The 18,337-nt window shown below is 70.3% G+C and carries 17 protein-coding genes; 8 read left to right on the top strand and 9 right to left on the bottom strand.

Going from position 1 to position 18,337, the window contains the following annotated elements; translation table 11 throughout:
- Position 1 precedes the first annotated feature (1 nt).
- Positions 2 to 952: an NAD-dependent epimerase/dehydratase family protein gene (locus ACK41C_RS01680; protein WP_409649666.1), complete on the top strand. Its 951-nt coding sequence runs from the start codon at positions 2 to 4 to the stop codon at positions 950 to 952.
- Here the strand turns inward: ACK41C_RS01680 and ACK41C_RS01675 are convergent.
- From ACK41C_RS01675 to ACK41C_RS01665, 3 genes are all read right to left on the bottom strand, one after another.
- Entirely contained in the window at positions 949 to 3,240 is a 2,292-nt protein-coding gene (locus ACK41C_RS01675; protein WP_409649663.1) for a tetratricopeptide repeat protein, read from the bottom strand. The genes ACK41C_RS01680 and ACK41C_RS01675 overlap by 4 nt on opposite strands.
- A 149-nt stretch (positions 3,241 to 3,389) precedes the next feature.
- Complete coding sequence (locus ACK41C_RS01670; protein WP_409649660.1) at positions 3,390 to 3,653, bottom strand: SemiSWEET family sugar transporter; 264 nt, start codon at positions 3,651 to 3,653, stop codon at positions 3,390 to 3,392.
- A gap of 48 nt (positions 3,654 to 3,701) precedes the next feature.
- Positions 3,702 to 5,243 carry an OprO/OprP family phosphate-selective porin gene (locus ACK41C_RS01665; RefSeq protein ID WP_409649657.1) on the bottom strand — a complete coding sequence of 514 codons (1,542 nt, stop codon included), beginning with the start codon at positions 5,241 to 5,243 and terminating at the stop codon, positions 3,702 to 3,704.
- A 209-nt stretch (positions 5,244 to 5,452) separates the two neighbouring features.
- Between ACK41C_RS01665 and ACK41C_RS01660 the strand changes: the two genes are divergently transcribed.
- From ACK41C_RS01660 to ACK41C_RS01635, 6 genes are all read left to right on the top strand, one after another.
- Positions 5,453 to 6,796, top strand: coding sequence for an ATP-binding protein (locus tag ACK41C_RS01660; protein ID WP_409653861.1), 1,344 nt, complete (start codon positions 5,453 to 5,455; stop codon positions 6,794 to 6,796).
- A 229-nt stretch (positions 6,797 to 7,025) separates the two neighbouring features.
- The gene (gene phoU, locus ACK41C_RS01655; RefSeq protein ID WP_409649654.1) at positions 7,026 to 7,721 is read left to right on the top strand and encodes a phosphate signaling complex protein PhoU; all 696 of its coding nucleotides are present in this window, start codon (positions 7,026 to 7,028) and stop codon (positions 7,719 to 7,721) included.
- A gap of 20 nt (positions 7,722 to 7,741) precedes the next feature.
- A complete protein-coding gene (gene phoB, locus ACK41C_RS01650; protein WP_409649651.1) occupies positions 7,742 to 8,434 on the top strand; it encodes a phosphate regulon transcriptional regulator PhoB in 693 nt (230 codons plus the stop codon).
- 52 nt (positions 8,435 to 8,486) lie between these two features.
- Entirely contained in the window at positions 8,487 to 8,960 is a 474-nt protein-coding gene (locus ACK41C_RS01645; protein ID WP_409649648.1) for a VOC family protein, read from the top strand.
- A gap of 48 nt (positions 8,961 to 9,008) precedes the next feature.
- Positions 9,009 to 10,289, top strand: coding sequence for a phosphoribosylamine--glycine ligase (gene purD, locus ACK41C_RS01640; RefSeq protein WP_409653858.1), 1,281 nt, complete (start codon positions 9,009 to 9,011; stop codon positions 10,287 to 10,289).
- 111 nt (positions 10,290 to 10,400) lie between these two features.
- The gene (locus ACK41C_RS01635; RefSeq protein WP_409649645.1) at positions 10,401 to 11,468 is read left to right on the top strand and encodes a phosphotransferase family protein; all 1,068 of its coding nucleotides are present in this window, start codon (positions 10,401 to 10,403) and stop codon (positions 11,466 to 11,468) included.
- 19 nt (positions 11,469 to 11,487) lie between these two features.
- On the opposite strand, the gene lpxK is transcribed toward ACK41C_RS01635, so the two are convergent.
- From lpxK to ACK41C_RS01610, 5 genes are read right to left on the bottom strand one after another with little or no spacing between them, the layout of a single operon-like run.
- Positions 11,488 to 12,510 carry a tetraacyldisaccharide 4'-kinase gene (gene lpxK, locus ACK41C_RS01630; protein ID WP_409649642.1) on the bottom strand — a complete coding sequence of 341 codons (1,023 nt, stop codon included), beginning with the start codon at positions 12,508 to 12,510 and terminating at the stop codon, positions 11,488 to 11,490.
- The gene (locus tag ACK41C_RS01625; RefSeq protein ID WP_409649639.1) at positions 12,507 to 13,772 is read right to left on the bottom strand and encodes a 3-deoxy-D-manno-octulosonic acid transferase; all 1,266 of its coding nucleotides are present in this window, start codon (positions 13,770 to 13,772) and stop codon (positions 12,507 to 12,509) included. The genes lpxK and ACK41C_RS01625 overlap by 4 nt, the downstream gene beginning before the upstream one ends.
- A gap of 5 nt (positions 13,773 to 13,777) precedes the next feature.
- Positions 13,778 to 14,740, bottom strand: a complete 963-nt coding sequence (locus ACK41C_RS01620) for a cation diffusion facilitator family transporter (protein ID WP_409649636.1) — start codon at positions 14,738 to 14,740, stop codon at positions 13,778 to 13,780.
- A gap of 30 nt (positions 14,741 to 14,770) precedes the next feature.
- Entirely contained in the window at positions 14,771 to 15,478 is a 708-nt protein-coding gene (locus ACK41C_RS01615; RefSeq protein WP_409649633.1) for a lysophospholipid acyltransferase family protein, read from the bottom strand.
- The gene (locus ACK41C_RS01610; protein ID WP_409649630.1) at positions 15,475 to 17,253 is read right to left on the bottom strand and encodes an ABC transporter ATP-binding protein; all 1,779 of its coding nucleotides are present in this window, start codon (positions 17,251 to 17,253) and stop codon (positions 15,475 to 15,477) included. Before ACK41C_RS01610 ends, ACK41C_RS01615 begins: the two co-directional genes overlap by 4 nt.
- 112 nt (positions 17,254 to 17,365) lie before the next feature.
- Between ACK41C_RS01610 and ACK41C_RS01605 the strand changes: the two genes are divergently transcribed.
- Positions 17,366 to 18,049, top strand: a complete 684-nt coding sequence (locus ACK41C_RS01605; protein WP_409649628.1) for a fused DSP-PTPase phosphatase/NAD kinase-like protein — start codon at positions 17,366 to 17,368, stop codon at positions 18,047 to 18,049.
- A 27-nt stretch (positions 18,050 to 18,076) separates the two neighbouring features.
- Here the strand turns inward: ACK41C_RS01605 and ACK41C_RS01600 are convergent, their stop codons facing one another.
- The gene (locus ACK41C_RS01600) at positions 18,077 to 18,322 is read right to left on the bottom strand and encodes a DUF4170 domain-containing protein (protein WP_409649625.1); all 246 of its coding nucleotides are present in this window, start codon (positions 18,320 to 18,322) and stop codon (positions 18,077 to 18,079) included.
- Positions 18,323 to 18,337: the final 15 nt, after the last annotated feature.

Here is an 18,337-nt window from a genome sequence, read left to right as displayed (position 1 = left end):
GGTGGCCCGCATCCTGCTGACCGGCGCCAGTTCCTTCTCCGGCCTCTGGATCGCCGAGGCCCTGGCCGCCGCGGGGCATGAGGTGACCGCGCCCCTGAAGCGGCAGGAAGCGGACTATTCCGGCCTGCGCGCCGAGCGCGTGGTGCGGCTGAAGCGTTCGGCGGACGCGGTGTTCGACGCGCCGTTCGGCTCGGCGAGGTTTCTGGACCTGGCGGCGAGGGGCGTCGATCTCCTGGCTCATCACGCCGCCGACATCCCCAACTATCGCTCGGCCGACTACGACGTGATGGCGGGCGTCGCGCGCAACACCGAGGGGCTCGAGGCGGTCTTCCGCGCCTGCGCCCGGGCCGGCGCACGGGCCGCCGTCGTCACCGGCACCACCTTCGAGGCGGGGGAGGGCGGCGGCGGGGCCGGAGACCTGGCGGTCAGCCCCTATGGGCTTTCCAAGACCTTGACCAACGAGGCGGCGCGGCACTTCGCCCCTTGGTCGGGGCTGGGCTTCGGCAAGTTCGTGGTGGCGGCTCCCTTCGGGGTTCTGGAGGAAGGGCGCTTCGCCTGGTCGCTGTTCCAGGCCTGGTTCGACGGGCGCCCCGGCCAGGTGCGAACGCCCCGCTATGTGCGCGACAACATACCCGCGCCGCTTCTGGCCGCCGCCTATGCAGGACTGACGGCGCGGTTGCTCGATGGGGCGGGAACCGCTTTCGGCCGCCCCGCCGGCTTCATCGGGACCCAAGCCGCCTTCGCCGAGCGCCTGGCCGCGGAGATGCGGCCGCGCCTGGGCTTGCCCTGCGAGGTCGAGAGCCTACCCCAGCCGGAGCTCGCCGAACCGGAGCGGCGCGTGAACAGCGACCCGGCCATTCCGCCCGATTGGGACGCCGCGGCCTTCTGGGACGACTACGCCGCCTACTACCGGCGGCTGGCGGAGACCGGCCGGCTCGCCGCCCCGGCTTAAGTCTGCAGCCCAGCCTCGACCACGGCCTTTTCGATCATGGCGTAGTAGTCGGCGGCGAATTGCTTGGTCTGGCCCAGGGGGCTCGCCTTCAGGCGGTCCCGCATCCCGCGGCGCAGCTCGCCGATCCGCTCCGGCTGGCCGGCCAGGGCGACGGCGATGTCAACATATTCGTCGGTCGTGCGGGCGCAGAACTCGCCAAGGCCGGCGTTGTTGAGCACCGAATAGCTCAGCCGCTCGAACACCGCCGGCCCGACCTTGGTCACCACCGGCACCCCCATCCAGAGCGACTCGCAGGTCGTGGTGCCGCCGGTCTGGGGGAAGGTGTCGAGCGAGATGTCCATCTGATTGTAGAAGGGCAGGTGTCGGCCGCGGACGGCCTCGAACACCACCCGCTCGGGCGCCACGCCCTCGGAGGCGAAGACGGCGCGTATGTTGTCGCGGAAGGTGGCCGCCCCGCCCTCCGGCCGCACGAAGAGGAACTTCGAACCCGGCGTCCGGGCCACGCACCGGGCCCATGCGGCGACCACCTCCCGCCCGTACTTGTAGGGATTGTTGGCGGTGCCGAAGGTGACGTAGCCGTTGCGTTCCACCGGCGCGACCGGCTCGACTTTCGGCTCCTCGCGGAAGGCGCCTTCGCCCAGGGCGTACCAGCCGTGCGGCAGGACGAGCGGCTTTTCGATCACCAGCCGCGGATCATCCGGGACCATGTAGGGATCGAGGACGAGGTAGTCGATCTCCTCCAGGCCGGCCGAATGGGGATAGCCGACCCAGCTCGCCGACAGCGGGGCGGGCTTGTAGCCCATGACCGAGAGCTTGTTCATATGGGTGGAGCCGCCCAGTTCGATCAGCATGTCGAGCTGGTCGTCGGCGATCATTTGGGCCGCATCGCGGTCGGAAATGTCCTTCTTCCAGCGGAAGGCGTCGACCCAGCCGGTGATGGCCTTCTGCGTGCCGTCCTCCTCGCCCTGGTAGTAGGAGTAGCAATAGACCTCGAAGCGATCCCGGTCGTAGTGCTGGAAGAGCGGCAGGGCGAAATAGGCCACCGGGTGCCCCCGCAGGTCGGACGACATGAAGCCGACGCGGATCTTGCCGTTGGGCGTGCGAGGGCCGCGATGGGCGATCGGGTTGCGCGCGACGGCGGCCTCCACCAGCCGGCCCCAGATCCGGTGCTGCTCGATCAGCTCCAGCCGGTCCTCGTCGGTCTTCACCCGCGCCAGGTGGGCGAGAAGCGCGGTGTGCCGGCCGGACTCGGCCCAGGTGCGGCCGACGTCCCTGAAGCTGCCCAACTTCTCCATGTCGTCGTAGGCGGCCAGCCGCACCATCAGCTCGTAGGCGACCTTCAGGTTGGCGGCGGTCATCGGCAACCGGTCGAGCACTTCGCGCAGGATGCCGTAGCCGCGCTCCAGATTGGCGGCCTCGTCGCCGTGGCGGGAGCGTCCGTAGCTCTCGGCCAGCGAGACCCGGTAGCGGACATTGTCCGGGTCCAGCTCCACGGCCTGTTCGAAATGGGCGTTGGCGCGCGGCCGGTCGTAGTCGGCTATGCCGTAGGCGAGCTGGAAGTGGATCGCCGCCTCGTTGGGCCGCCGTTCCAGGAGCTCCAGCAGATACTGCTCGGCCTCGCGCGTCGCGCCCGTGCGGCGTATGGCGACGGCGCGGGCCTCGATCAGCCGGACGTCGTCGGGATTGGCTGCGAGGCCCTGGTCGATCGCCGCCAGGCTGCCGTGGGCGTCTCCCGCCTCGGAGATGACGGCGGAAAGGTCGAGCCAGGCGTCGACGAGGGTGGGTTTCAGCTTGGTCGCCAGGCTGAACCGCATCCGCGCCTTCTCCAGGTCGCGCGCGTACCAGTAGGCGCGGCCCAGGCTGCGCTGGGCCTCTGCGTCGCCGGGCGCCAGCCGCACCAGCTTGGTGAAGGCGTCGATGGCGGCGGGATTGCGGGTGTCGTTGTAGACGTTGCCCTTGTTGTTGAGCACGCCCTTGTTCTTCGGGTCGAGCTTGCCGGCGCGGTCGAGGGCGACGAGAGCTTCGTCGTAGCGCTGGAGTCGACGCAGGGCGACGCCGCGCAGGTTCCACAGGTCCACGTCCTTGGGGTGCCGCTCGACGGCCTTCGCCGTCCAGGACTCGGCCTGCTCGTAGCGCTGCCGGCGAACCAGGATCGCGCCAAAGTTCCGATAGACCGCCGCCGGCGCGTTCGGGTCGCGACCGATCTCGGCGTCCATGAAGGCGACGGCCTCGTCGAACCGGCCGGCCTGCAGGGCGGCTTCGGCGGGGGCGAACCTGTCGTTGCTCATGCGGCGTCCTGTCGTGCGGGCCGGAGCCTCGGCCTCGCCGAAAGCGCCCCTCGCCGCTGGGATGGGAATGGCGGGCCAGGCGCGGCGAACCGGCGACCCAGGATCGCGCGCAATCTAGAGGCGCCGCTTGCCGGCGCCAACCGCCGCCCTCAGCGGCTAAATCGCCATTTCAGCGCCAGGATGGTCGCCGACAGCGCCAGGCAGACCGAGTTGGCGCCGATCACCGGCCAGCTCTCGATCATGACGCCATAGGCGATCCAGAGGCTGAAGCCGGTCACGGTGACCATGTACATGCGCAGCGACACCGAGGCGGCGTCGCGGGTGCGCCAGATCTTCACGATCTGCGGCGTGAAGCTGGCCATGGAGCACAGGGCGGCGGCGGTCCCGATCAGGTCGGCGGCGGAGAGCGGCATGAGCGCTCAACGGCCGCGCACGGCCCCGGTTGCCGCCGCCGAAGAGGGTCAGAACGCGTACTGGGTGCGGAAGGTGTAGATCTTCAGCTCCTGGCCCACCTGGGCGCCGGCCGGCGGCGTGGCTGTCCCGAACGCCGCGCCGCCCGGCGAGAGCCGGTCGATCGACACGTCCTGATAGGCCAGCTGGAAGCGCAGCACCGCATTGACGTACCAGTTGAGCCCGAGGCTCCAGATCTCCTGTTCCCCGCCGCGGACGCTCGAGGCGCCGGGCGCCGTCCCGGGCGCCCCCGCCGCATGGTTCAGGTCGAGTTTCGAATAGCGCAGGCCCAGCTCCCACGCGCCCCAGTCGCCGGCGGCCAGATCGAACGGCTTGGCCGGTCGCGGCGCGTCGAAGGTCCCGTTGCCGGCCGCATAGCGGCGCGGCTCGCCGGTGAGGGTCCAGCCCGCCTGGGCGTACCAGCCGGAGAAGTTCGGATCGGCGAAGGCGCCCTTCCGGTCCACCTCGATGTCGAAGTACTCGCTCTGGACATAGAGGTTCTTCCACTGGGCTCCGAATTCGGCGCCCAGTGAAGTCAGGCCGTCGGCGTCCAGGTTGCCGGTGTCCACCAGGCGCGTCCCGTCCACCCGCATCTCCGGCCGCTCGCGCAGGCGGATGGGCGTCGGCGCCTGGCCGGCCACTTCCGGCCCGGTGGCGGCGGGATTGAGCACGCGCGTGCCGTTGACGCCGAGATGGACCAGCGAATGCTCGCCCTTGAACGGAACGAAGGTCAGCCGCCCGACCAGCGCGCTCTGCTCGTCGAAGGTCTGGACCGTCACCAGGTTGCCGGTCAGCGAAAGGGCCGCCGTCCACCGGTCGCCGCCACCGAACAGGGTGGCCGCGGCGCGGCCGTCGCCGCTGGCGATGCCGCGGACCATCTCGGCCGGCGCCGCACGCTCGGCGAACAGCGAGCCTGCGACCGAGGTGTCGCCGTCCATGTCGACGGGGGCCGGATAGGCGCCGATCCGCAGCCGGGCCGGGCCGAGGCCGTTGTATTGCACCCAGGCGGCGCTAATCTTGCCGGCCTCCTCGGCGCCCGTACCCCCGAAGTCGTAGATGAAGTTGTACTCGAAATCGCCGAAGGCCTTGCCCTCGATCCCCAGCCGCGCCCGGCGGAAATTGGTGCCGTCGGACAGGTCCCGCGCCCGGTCGTTCTCCGTGGCGTCGCCGAAGGAGCCGCGGCGGAAGTCGGAGCCGAGGGGGCCGGCCGAGGCCTGGTCGTAACGGGTCGCGTCGAACTGCACGATGGCTCGCAGGGAGGCGGTGAAGCGGCCGTCGGCGCTGGTGAAGGTCGGCCGGCCGTTGGCGATCGAGGCGACGGCCGGGGGCGGGCCTGAGCGGGCCGGAGCGGCGGGCGAGGCTGCAGCCGCCATAGCCGGAGCTGGCTTCGCCGCGGCCGCCGCCTTCAACTCTGTGAGCTGGGCCTGCATCTGGGCGAGCTGCGCCTCCAGGGCGCGGATGCGCGCCTCGGTGGCCTCGTCGGCGGCCGCGAGGCCAGGCCAGGCGAGGGTGACGACGGCGACGCCGAGGAGGAGTTTGGTTTTGCCGGACATTGGACCTTCGGCCTTTCTTTAACGGCGGCGCAGGCGGCGAATCGCTCGATCCGGCCGGCGCCATTCTGCTTGTGTACGGACGATTCGGGCAGCTTGGGCCGCTGTCATGTCGGTGACATAAGGGTGAGGCCCACTGACGGGCGGCCGGAGTGGAGATTCGCGTGGCCCCGCCTTCATCGCCCCGCTCCCTGGGACGTTTCGGCCCGGCCATGCCGGTGCTGGCGGCCGGGGCCGCCGGCCTGGGCGGGATCGCGGTCCTGGGCGTCGTGGCCGACGCGCCGGTCGCGGCCTGGTGGATCGCCGCCCTGGCGGCCGGCGTCACGGCGGCGGCGGCCTGGCGCACCTCCGAAGGCGCCTCGCAGGTCGAGGTCCGGGGCGTCGAGCCCGGGCCCGCCCGGAACGACGTCCCGTTCTATGCTGGGCTGGTGGAAGCCTTGCCCGATCCGGTGCTGGTGATCTCCGCGCATGAACCCGATGATCTGACCAGCCGGCGCTTCGTCCTGGTTAACGCCGCCGCCCGGGAGCTCCTGCGGATACAATTTGACGCAGGCCTGCTGGTCACCGCCATCCGCGATCCGGACGTGCTGGAGGCGGTCGACGAGGCGCTGTTCGGCGGCATCGCCTCCGAAGCCCTGTACGAGCTCGGCGGGGTTCAGGACCGGGTGCTGAAGGCGATCGCCAAACCGCTGGGCGAAGGGCCGGGCGGCGGGCGTCTGGCCCTGCTGGTGTTGCGCGACGAGACCGACGTGCGCCGGGCCGAACGCACCCGCGCCGACTTCCTGGCCAATGCCAGCCACGAACTGCGCACCCCGCTCGCCTCCTTGAGCGGGTTCATCGAGACCCTGCGCGGCCACGCCCGGACGGATGCGGAGGCCCGCGACCGGTTCCTCGGCATCATGCAGGCCCAGGCCGAACGCATGTCGCGCCTGATCGACGACCTGTTGTCCTTGAGCCGTATCGAGCTCAACGAGCACATCGCCCCGGCGGGGGAGGTGGATCTGGCCCAAACCGTGATGGATGTGGTCGAATCCCTCGGGCCGCTGGCCAGGGATCGCGGGGTGCGGTTGGAGACCGATCTGCCCGGCCTCGGCCAGACCCGGGTGATCGGGGACCGCGACCAGATCATCCAGGTCGTCCAGAACCTGGTGGACAACGCCATCAAATACACGCCGCGGGAAGCGGCGGTCTCGATCTCGGTACGAGGCGGCCTGACGGCCGAGGCCGCGACGGCGCCCCTGAACCCGCAGGCCTCGCGACTTTCCCTGCTGACGCCCGACCACGGCCCGGACCTCTATGCGGCGGTGCGGGTCACCGATTCCGGCGTCGGCCTGGCGCGCGAGCACCTGCCACGGCTCACCGAGCGGTTCTACCGCGTCGAAGGCCAGAAGAGCGGCGAACGGTCGGGCACCGGCCTCGGCCTCGCCATCGTCAAGCATATCGCCAACCGCCATCGCGGCGGCCTGGCCGTGGAGAGTCAGCCGGGCGCGGGAGCGACTTTCACCGCCTATTTCCCCATGGCGCCGGCCCTTAACGCTGCAACAAAACTGTCGTGAAATCGTCACGGGCGGTCCGCAAAAACGAGGCAATTTCCGCCTCACCGGAACGGGGCCTCGGTCGCGGCTTCCGGAACCTTTCTCGACCGGATCTTGCGCGATACGCCCGATGCCGAACCCGACGCCGCCCGCTCGCCGGTGCGCCCAATCTCTTGAAGCGTCAGCCTGGGCGACGGTGCTAGGACTTAAGCGTCCGCTTCGCCGGCGGCGATAAGTTCAGGAAGCGCGCATGACCGAGCACATCGTCAAGTCCTACGAGGACGAACTCAACACCCTGACCGCCGAGTGCGCCCGCATGGGGGGGCTGTGCGAGGCGCAGGTCGGCGACGCGGTCGACGCGGTGGTCAAGCGCGACCAGGCCCTGGCCGAGACCATCGTCGCCCGCGATGCGCGGCTCGACGCCCTGGAAGCCGACATCGAACGCAAGGCGATCCGACTGATCGCCTTGCGCCAGCCCATGGCCAACGATCTGCGCAAGACCGTCTCGGCCATGAAGATCGCCACCAATCTCGAGCGCTGCGGCGACCTCGCCAAGAACATCGCCAAGCGCAGCATCGTGCTGAACGAAGCCGAGCCGATCATGCCGCTGACCCGCTCGATCGAGCGGATGGGCCGTCTCGTTCAGGGCCGGCTGAAGGACGTGCTGGACGCCTACACCGCCTCGGATCTCGATCGCGCCGTCGCCGTCTGGTCGCGCGACGACGAGGTGGACGAGCACTACAACAGCCTGTTCCGTGAGCTGCTCACCTACATGATGGGCGATCCGCGCACCATCACGGCCTGCGCCCACCTGCTGTTCGTGGCCAAGAACTTCGAACGCATCGGCGACCACGCCACCAACATCGCCGAGATCATTCACTACGAGATTTCGGGCGAGGAGCTGGTCTCGGCCGACCGGCCCAAGACCGACGACCTGACAAGCTGACCGCCGATAGGAGCGCCGCATTGACCCCGCACATCCTGGTCGTCGAGGACGAGGACGCGCTCTCGACCCTCCTGCAATACAATCTCGAGAAGGACGGCTATGACGTGGCCGTGGCCGGCGACGGGGAAGAGGCCCTGACGCTGGTCTCCGAGCGCCTGCCGGACATCATCGTGCTGGACTGGATGCTGCCGAAGATCTCCGGCATCGAGGTCTGCCGCAGGCTGCGCCAGCGCTCGGAAAGCCGCAACGTGCCGATCATCATGCTCACCGCCCGCGGGGAGGAGAGCGACCGGATCCGCGGCCTCGACACCGGCGCAGACGACTACATCGTCAAGCCCTTCGCCATGAGCGAGCTGGCCGCCCGCATCCGCGCCGTGCTGCGCCGGATCCGGCCTGGCCTCGCCGAAGACCGGGTGCACGTGGGCGATATCGTCATCGACCGGGTGGCGCACCGGGTGAAGCGCAGCGGCAAGGAGATCCACCTCGGGCCGACCGAGTTCCGCCTGCTCGACTACCTGATGCAGCATCCGGGCCGGGTGTTCTCCCGCGAGCAGCTTCTGGACGCGGTCTGGGGGTCGGACGTCTATGTCGAGGCCCGCACGGTCGACGTGCACGTGGGGCGCTTGCGCAAGGCGCTGAACCGCGACGAAGGTCACAGCGACCCGATCCGCACCGTCCGCTCGGCCGGCTATTCCCTCGATATGGACGCCTGATCCGCATCGCGCGGAACGGTGTTATGCTTCGGCGCTCGTACAGGAGGGCCGGATGCTCAGGCTCGATCACGTCGTCTTTCCGGTGCGCGACGCCGCGCGCAGCCTCGCCTTCTATCGCGACGTCCTCGGCCTTCCGCTGGCCGAGGCGCACGAAGGGGACGACTGGGGCTCCTATCCTTGGCTGATGATGATCTTCGCCCTGCCCGACGGCGGGGAGATCGCCCTGGTGGAGCTGAAGGACGCCCCGCGCCCGAAGGCGCTAAAGGACGTTCCAAGGGACGTCCGCCACTACGCCATGGCGGAGGGGTCCGTCGGCGAGCTCGCCGCCTGGCGCAGGAAGCTCCGCGCCGCGGGCGTGCGCTATTGGGAAGAGGACCACGGCGCTCAGCAGTCGCTGTATTTCGAGGATCCTGACGGCGTGGTGCTGGAGATCACCGCCCCGCCCAGCCGCCCGAACGGCTCGGCGGCCGAACGCGCGGCGCGCACCGTGCAGCGCTGGCTCGGCGCGTCGTCCGCCCCGCACTGAGCGGGCGCGGCGGGCGAGCTTGACCCGGCCGGGACCACGGGCCAAACGCTGAGCCCCATGAACATCCTGCTAGTGGGGTCGGGCGGGCGCGAACACGCCCTGGCCTGGAAGATCGCCGCCTCTCCCCTGACCTCGCGGCTGGTGATGGCGCCGGGCAATCCCGGCATGGCCGGGCTTGGCGAAGTGCGCAACGTCAAGGCCACCGACGTCCCAGGCCTTGTCGCCCTGGCGCGGGAGGTGGAGGCCGACCTCGTGGTGATCGGGCCGGAGGTCGCCGTCGAGGCGGGCCTGGCCGACGCCCTGGACGAGGCGGAGATCTCCTGTTTCGGGCCGGTGGCCCAGGCTGGCCAGCTGGAGAGCTCCAAGGCCTTCACCAAGGCGTTCTGCGACCGCCACGGTCTGCCCACCGGCGGCTACGTGATCGCCGAGGAGGCGGTCGCCGCCAAGGCCGCCCTCGACCGCTTCGCCCCGCCCTATGTGATCAAGGCCGACGGGCTTGCGGCAGGCAAGGGGGTGGTCATCGCCCAGGACCGGGCCGCGGCGGAAGCGGCCATCGACGACGCGCTCGGCGGCCGATTCGGCGCAGCGGGCGCCCGGGTGGTGATCGAGGAATATCTGGAGGGCGAGATCGGCTCGCTCTTCGCGCTCTGCGACGGCGAGCGCTCGATCCTGTTCGGCGCGGCCCAGGACCACAAACGCGCCTATGACGGCGAGCAGGGCCCCAACACCGGCGGCATGGGGACCTATTCGCCGGCCCCGGTCTTCACGCCGCAACTGATCGACCAGGTCCGCACGCGCCTGGCCGAACCTGCCTTCGCCGGCATCGCGGCCGAAGGCGCGCCCTATCGCGGCGTGCTGTTCGTCGAGCTGATGGCCACAAAGGACGGCCCGAAGCTGGTGGAGTTCAACGTCCGCTTCGGCGATCCGGAGTGCCAGGTGCTGATGTTGCGGCTGGAGAGCGACATCGTTCCCTATCTGCTTGCCTGCGCCACCGGCATGCTGGATGAGGTTCCGCCGCCGGTTTGGAGCCGGGACGCCGCCATCTGCGTGGTGCTGGCCGCCCGCGGCTATCCGGAGGCGCCGGAGACCGGATCGATCATCCGCGGCGCCGACCAGGACTTCGGCCCCGACGTCGTGGTCTTCCACGCCGGGACCTCACAGGACGAGGACGGAACCCTGCGCGCCGCCGGCGGCCGGGTGCTGAACGTCTGCGCCCGCGGCGCCACCCTGGCCGAAGCCCGCGACAAGGCCTACGCCGCCATCGCCAAGATCGATTGGCCGGAGGGGTTCCACCGCACCGACATCGGCTGGCGGGCGCTTTCCACCTAGGTTCGATTCTCTTCGAACATCCGGTATCTTTTCCGCCTCGCCGCTTGCCGTCGTTACGGCAGCCTCGGTATGTTGCGTTCAAACAAGTGTAAGAGATCGAAGGGGAGCGCGATGGCCGACGCCGCCGAACAGCAGCGCGAGCAGCTGAACACCGGAACCAAGCCGGTCGCCGAGACCCACCGCTTCGACGAGGCGGCGCTCGAGGCCTGGATGCGCGCCAATGTGGAGGGCTACGAAGGCCCGCTCGAAGTGCGCCAGTTCAAGGGCGGCCAGTCCAACCCGACCTACCAGCTCGTCACCCCGGGCAAGAAATACGTCCTGCGCCGCAAGCCGCCGGGCAAGCTTCTGCCGTCGGCCCACGCGGTCGACCGGGAATACAAGGTGATCACCGCCCTTTATCCGACCGGCTTTCCCGTGGCGCGCACCTACGGCCTCTGCACGGACGAGGCGGTGATCGGCACCATGTTCTACGTGATGGACATGGTGGAGGGCCGGATCCTCTGGGACCAGCAGCTGCCCCAGTACGAACCGGCGGAGCGCCGGGCGATCTTCACCGCCAAGATCCAGACCCTGGCCGATCTGCACAACACCGACTACGAGGCCATCGGCCTCGGCGACTACGGCAAGCCCGGCAACTATATGGGCCGCCAGGTCGACCGCTGGACCAAGCAGTACAAGGCCTCGGAGACCACCCGCATCGAGGAGATGGAGCGGCTGATCGAATGGCTGCCCCAGAGCCTGCCGCCGCAGGAGCGCACCTCGGTGGTCCACGGCGATTACCGCCTCGACAACATGGTGATCCATCCGACCGAGGCCCGCGTGATCGCGGTGCTGGACTGGGAGCTCTCCACGCTCGGCGAACCGCTGGCCGATTTCACCTATCTGCTGATGAACTGGGTGAACGGCACCATCGCCCAGCTTCCGGACCTCAAGGCCCACGGCATCCCCACCATCGACGAGGCGGTCGAGATCTATTGCCACCGTACCGGCCGGTCAGGGATCCACGACTTGGACTGGTTCTTCGCCTACAACATGTTCCGCCTGGCCGGCATCTGCCAAGGCATCGTCGGGCGGGTCCGCGACGGCACCGCCAACCATCCGCAGGCCGCCGCCATGGCCGAGCGCGTGCCGCTTCTGGCGAGTTCCGCCTGGAAGTACGCCCAGAAGGCAGGGGCCTGAACGGCGATCGCTCGGGAATCTAGGGCGTCTGGGAAGCGCGATCCGCGGCGCCGAGGGCTCTCCGGAGCAGCGCGTCCAGCGCCGCGTCGTCCTCGAACTGAGCCTTCACCGGCCAGGCGGCGACCAGTGCGCGCCAGGCGGCCGGCAGGCGCACCCAGTCCTTCTCGGTAGTGACGAGCCCAGCGCCGGCGGCTTTGGCGCGCGCCTCCAGCGCCCGCAGGGTTCCCTCGTCGTAGGCGAAATGGTCGGGGAAGGGGGCGAAGTCCACCAGACGGCAGCCGGCCGCCTGCAGGGCGCGCTCCACCTTCCACGGCATGCCGACCCCGGCGAAGCCGAGCTGCGGGCCTTCCGGCGGCGGGGCGGCCGGGGCGAGCCGCGCGATCAGGAGCGGCTTTCCGGCGAACAGGGCGACCAATTCCGGATCAGGCGCCGCCAGATCGGCCGGCAGCATCAGCACCACCGCATCGGCGCGCGCGAGGCCCTTCGTCAACGGCTCGCGCAGGGGGCCGGCCGGGAAGACCCCTCGGCGGCCGAACGGCCAGGCGCCGTCGCGCGTCTCGCCGTCCACCACCACCAGGGATAGGGCCTTGCGCAGGGTGGGATTCTGGTGGCCGTCGTCCAGCACCACGGCCCGCGCGCCGGCCGCCACGGCCGCCCGGGCGCCGGCCGGCCGGTCGCGGGCGACCCAGACCGGCGCGTCCTGCGCCATCATCAGCGGTTCGTCGCCAACCTCCGCAGCGGTGTGCTTCAGCGGATCGACCTGCACCGGCCCAGGCAACGAACCTCCATAGCCGCGCGAGACGGCGTGCGCGCCCGGCGCGCGACGCAGGATCTCGCGCACCACCGGCGTCTTGCCCGTTCCGCCCACCGTCAGGCCGCCGACGCAGATCACCGGCGCGCCGGGATCGATCGGCTGGGCGCGGGCGATCCGCCGCGCCGTCGCCCAGGCCCAGATCCAGGAGAGCGGCGTCAGCAGGGCCCGCATCACTCGGCCGGGCGCCGGGTCGCGCAGATACCACCAGCGGGGCGTGGACAGCTTCATGGCGCAGGCAGCAGAGGTTCGATGCGCGCCAGCGCCTCGTCCAGCGCGCCCTGTCCCCGAGCCGCATAGGCGAAGGCCGCCTCGCCGATGCGCCGGGCGATCATGGGGTTGTCGAGCAGGCCGCGCACATGGCGGGTCAGCGCCGCCGGATCGGCGGCCTCCAGGGCGGCGACTTCTGCGAACATCTCGTCATAGATGGCCTGGGCGTTGAACACGTGAGGGCCGGTCACGACGGGCTTGCCCAGCCGTGCCGGCTCCAAGGGGTTGTGGCCGCCGATCTCGAGCGCGAAGCCGCCGCCCATCGCCACCACGTCGGCCAGGCGGAAGAAGAGGCCCATCTCCCCCAGGGTGTCGGCCAGATAGGCCTGGGTGTCCGGCCGCAGGGTTCCGCCTTCCGAGCGCCGGGCGAACCTGAGGCCTAGGCCCTGCAATAACTCCGCGACCTCCGCGCCGCGCTCCGGATGCCGCGGGGCGACCACGATCAGAGCGTTCGGCGCCGCCTGCATCAATGCAGGGACCATCAGGGCCTCCTCCCCCGGATGGGTGCTGGCCGCCAGCACCACCTTCCGCTCGCCGCGCGCAGCCTGCAGCCGGGCGAGTTCGGCCTCGTCGGCCGGCAGCGGCTCGCCCACCAGTTTCAGGTTCAGCCGGCCATCGATGCCGGCGCCGAGCGACCGCAACCGCGCCTCGGTCTCGGCCTCCTGCGGCAGGACGATGTCGAAGGCCGAAAGCAACGCCCTGGCGGCGGCCGGCGCGCGCCTCCAGCCTCTGGCGCTGTCCTTGGTCATGCGGGCGGAGACCAGGGCCAGGCGCACGCCCCGCGCCCGTGCAGCCCCGATCAGGTTCGGCCACAGCTCGCTTTCCACGAAGATTCCCGCCGACGGCCGCCAATGGTCCAGGAACCGGCGCACGGCTCGCGGACCATCGACGGGGGCGTACTGGTGGATGACGCCGGGCGGCAGCCGCCGGGCCAGCAGTTCGGCCGAAGTGCGCGTGCCCGAGGTGACCAGCAGGGCGAGGTCGGGCCGCCGCGCCTGCAGGGCCTGGGTCAGTGGCAGCAGCGACAGGCTCTCGCCCACCGAGACGCCGTGCAACCAGACGAGCGGCCCGTCCGGGCGGGCTTTCGAAGGCCGGCCCAGGCGCTCGCCCAGGCGCGCGGGGTCTTCCTTTCCGGCGCGGGCGCGGCGGGTCAGGATGCCCGGCGCGAGCGGTTCAGCCAAGCCGGTGACGGCGCCGTAGAGCGCAAGGGCGAGCGGCGGCAAGAAGCTCAGACCGCGTGGACGAGGGCCAGCCGGCAGGACTGGCTCTGCCCCGTCTCCACCTGCAAGGTGGCGTGGCCGATGCCGAAGCGGTGAGCCAGGCCCTCGCAGGTCTCGTGCAGGAAGGCGTCGCCGTCGAGGTTTTCCGGCCGGACGAGATGGACGGTCAGGGCCGTCTCGGTGGTGCTCATGGCCCAGACGTGCAGGTCGTGCACCTCGGTCACCCCGGGCTGTGAAGCCAGCCAGGCGCGGACGGCCTCCACGTCCATGCCGCGGGGCGCGGCGTCCAGCGCCAGGTCCACGGAATCTCGCAAGAGGCCCCAGGTCCCCGCGACGATGACGGCGGCGATCAGCAGGCTGAGCGCCGGGTCGATCCAGAGCAGGCCGGTGAACGCGATGATCAGGGCGCCGATCACGACCGCCAGCGACACCGCCGCGTCGGCCGCCATGTGCAGGAACGCCCCGCGGATGTTCAGGTCCTCCTGACCCCGCAGGAAGAGCAGGGCGGTGGCGGTGTTGATCACCACGCCGATGGCCGCCACCGCCATCACCGGGCCGGTGGCGATGGGGGCGGGCTCCATGAAGCGGTGGACGGCTTCCGATACGATCACGCCCACGGCCACAAGCAGCAGCACGGCGTTGGTGAGCGAGGCTAGGATCGTCGCCTTGGAGAGCCCATAGGTTCGCCGAGAGGTCGGGGCTGCCCGGGCGAGCACCGTCGCCCCCCACGCCACCACCAGGCTCAGCACGTCCGAGAGGTTGTGGCCGGCGTCCGCCAGCAGGGCCAGCGATCCCGACCACAGGCCCGCGGCGACCTCCGCGATCACAAAGGCGGTGTTGAGGGCGATGCCGATGGCGAAGGCGCGGCCAAAGTCCTTCGGCGCATGGTGATGATGGCCGTGGTCGTGGCCATGGCCGTCCGCATGGTGCGAGCCATGGCCGTGATGATGATGCCCGTGCGCGTGGCCCATGGCCCTATGTCTCACCCGCGCGGCGAAGGATCAATCCGCCCGACCCGCGGCCAGGGCGTCGGCCTGCCGGGTGACGGCGGTCAGCCTGGCCGACCAGTCGGCGATCAGGGCTTCGATCACCGCATCGTCGGCGTCGGGCGGCACGTGGAGCGGGCCTTCCCAGACGGTCGCGCCGCGCCCGAAAGGCCAGGCGAAGGTCACCCTGTCCCAGGTGTCGAGCTGGATGGCTGGCGAAACCCCCACCCCCATCAGATAGACCGGCGCGCCGGTGCGTCGGGCGATCTGCAGCGCGCCGGGCGCGACCACCTCGTTGGGACCGCGCGGGCCGTCCGGCGTGATGACGAAGACCCCGCCGCCCTTCACCCAGGTCACCGCCTCGCGGATGGCGGCCACGGCCGCTCGGGCCTTGGCGGAATCGCCTTGCTTGGCCGAGGAGACGCGGATGGCGGGAAAACGCGCCCGCTCCAGGGCCTGGGCGATGAACTCCCCGTCGGCGGACGGCGAGACCATGCAGCGCAGCTTGTTTCGCCGCCACCAGATCTGAGCCAGGCCGAGGGCGAGCGGGATCCGTCCATGCCAGAAGAGGGCGATCGCCGGCACGTCGTCCTTCAGCACCGGCTCCATGCACTCCAGGCCCTCGTGCCGCCAACGCACGGTGCGCCGCGTGACGACGAGCACCAGCCAGAGGATCCAGCTCAAGAACGCCTGGACCCAAGGTCTCCGGATCAGCTTCTTCACGCCGCCGTCTCCGCCTCGAGATCCTGGCTGCGGGCAAGGCGGGCGTAGAGGCCCCCGGCGGCCATCAGGGCGGCGTGGTCGCCGGTCTCGGTCACCCGGCCGCGGTCGATCACATAGATCCGGTCCGCTCCCCGAACGGTGGACAGCCGGTGCGCGATGAGGATGGTGGTGCGGCCGGCCATCAGCCGGCCGAGCGCGGCCTGGACCTGGGCCTCGCTTTCGGTGTCGAGGGCGCTGGTGGCCTCGTCCAGCAAAAGGATCGGCGCGTCCTTCAGGAAGGCGCGGGCGATGGCGATCCGCTGGCGCTGTCCGCCGGAAAGCCGGGCGCCGGCCTCGCCGACCAGGGTGTTGTAACCGGCGGGCAGGGCGCAGATGAAGTCGTGGGCGGCGGCGGCCTTCGCCGCGGCCTCGATCTCCTCCGCCGTCGCCTCGGGCCGCGCATAGGCGATATTGGCCCGGATGGTGTCGTCGAACAGGAACGGCTCCTGGGTCACCAGAGCGATCTGGCTACGCAGGGATTCCAGCGTCACCTCCCGGATGTCGGTCCCGTCGATGGTGATCCGTCCCTTCGTCGCGTCATAGAAGCGGGGGATCAGGTTCAGGATCGTGCTCTTGCCGCCGCCGGAGGGGCCGACCAGGGCGACGGTCTCGCCGCGGCGGGCCTCCAGGCTCACCCCCTGCAGCGCCGGGGGGCCGTCGGCCGAATAGCTGAAGCCGACGTCCTCGAACCGGATCGTTCCTTCGCCCCGTGTCAGGGCGCGGGCGCCTGGGCGTTCGCGCACCTCCGGCTCCACGTCGAGGGCGGCGAACAGTCGGCGCGCGGCCGACAGACCCTCGGCCATCACGGTCTGCAGGTTGGCCAGCTGACGAAGCGACTGCGAGGCCAGGCCCAGGGCCCCGATGAAGGCCACGAAGGCGCCGACGTTCATCCCCCCGGTCTGGGAGCGCCAGCCGGCATAGGCGATCACCGCGGCGGTGATGAGGGTCATCAGGGTCTCGGTGGCGGGGGCGGCGCGGGCCCGGGCGTTTGCGCCCTTCACCAGGTGGCGCTGGCGGCGCTTCACCACCTCGGCCACCCGCGCCTCCTCGTGCGCCTCGCGGTTCTCGATCTTCACCACCCGCACCCCGTCCAGGCTCTCCATGATCGCGGTCGAGAGGGCGGAGGTCTCGGCCATGGCGCCCTTGGTCGCCTTGACCGTGCGCTTGGAGAAGGCGCGCATGACGCCGGTGGCGAGCGGCGCGACCACGATCAGAGCCAGGGACAAGAACGGATCATTGCCCACCATGACGATGATGGCCCCGATCACCGTCAGCAGGTGCTGGGTGTAGTTGATGACGCCAGAGGTCGCCGCCTCGCGGATCAGGCCGGCGTCGTAGAGCACGGACGAGACGAAGCCGCCGGAATGCTCTGACCGCAGGCGCGCCAGATCGGCGCGCACCAGCTTTCCGAACAGCTGCACCTGCACCTGGCCCACCACCTCGTTGCCGATGCGGTTGACCTGGCTCGCCTGGATCACCTGGGCCAGGCCGCGGGCGACGGCCAGGGCGGCTATGGTCAGGGGGATGGCCAGCAGGGTTCCCGGCTTGTGGTTCACCAGCAGGTCGTTGATCGCCGGTTCGAGGATCTGGATGAGCATGGCGCTCAAGGCCGCCACGGCGATGGCGCAGACCATGGCCACCGCCCATCCGCGCCAGCGCGGCGCCATATAGACGCGCGCGATCCGGCCGATCAGGGCGCGGTTCGTCAGCTCTTGGGGCGCAGGGGCCTGGCTCATCGGTCCTGGCGTCGGATGTCAGGGCGGGGAAGTCAAGTCGGCCGCCCTTGCGGCGGCGGCGCACAATTCGCCGCGCTTTTCTTTCCGGCCGCCGCCGCCTACCTAATGTCGCGTGAAACAGGACCTGCCAGCGCCGGCCTTCGACCTCTCGACGCCCCGGGGGCGCCGGGCGGCCTATCTCGACTATCTCTGGAACGACCACGCCTATCTGCGGCTGGGCTTCTCCAACGCCCACTGGATCAGCGACGAGCTGGTGCGCACCAACCAGCCCTGGCCGCATCAGCTGGCCGAGTGGAAGGCGCGCGGCATCAAGACCGTCATCAACCTGCGCGGCGGGTTCGACGCCAGCTTCCATGCTCTGGAGAAGGACGCCTGCCAGCGTCTGGGCCTGACCATGGTCGACTTCACCATCACCTCGCGCGAGTGCCCGAGCGTCGCGCGGGTGCTGGGCGCCAAGGAACTGTTCCAGTCGATCGAGTACCCGGCCCTCATGCACTGCAAGTCCGGCGCGGACCGGGCCGGCATCATGAGCGTCTTCTACATGCACTTCCGGCAGGGCAAGACCATCCGCGAGGCCATGGACCAGCTGCACCTGCGCTATCTGCACGTGAAGCAGGGCAAGACCGGCGTGCTGGACTACACCTTCGAGCGCTATCTCCTCGAAGGCGAGCCCAAGGGGATGAGCTTCCTCGACTGGGTGCAGAGCCCGCTCTACGACCCCGCCGCCATCAAGGCCGACTTCCGCAGCCAGATGTGGGGCCGCCTGCTGACCGAAGGCCTGCTGAAGCGGGAATAGCGCCCTCCCGAAGGAGGACGCCGGATCTCAGTGCTTGTGGTCGTGCTCGTCGCCCGTGCCGGGATCGAGCAGCTTGTGGGCATGGATGATGAAGTAGCGCATCAGGGCGTTGTCGACCGTGGCCTGGGCCTTGGCGCGCCAGGCGGCGAGCGCTTCACCGTGGCTGGCGTAGGCGCCGACCAGGTCGATCTTGGAGAGGTCGCGGAACTTGACGCCCTCGACGTCCTCCAGTTCGCCGCCGATCACCAGGTGCAGAAGCTGTCTGTCGGGCATCGGTGCTTTCCGTAA

Origin of the sequence: Phenylobacterium sp., assembly GCF_046290725.1 — a bacterium.
Lineage (GTDB): Bacteria > Pseudomonadota > Alphaproteobacteria > Caulobacterales > Caulobacteraceae > Phenylobacterium.
This window is presented reverse-complemented; position numbering and strand designations above follow the sequence as displayed.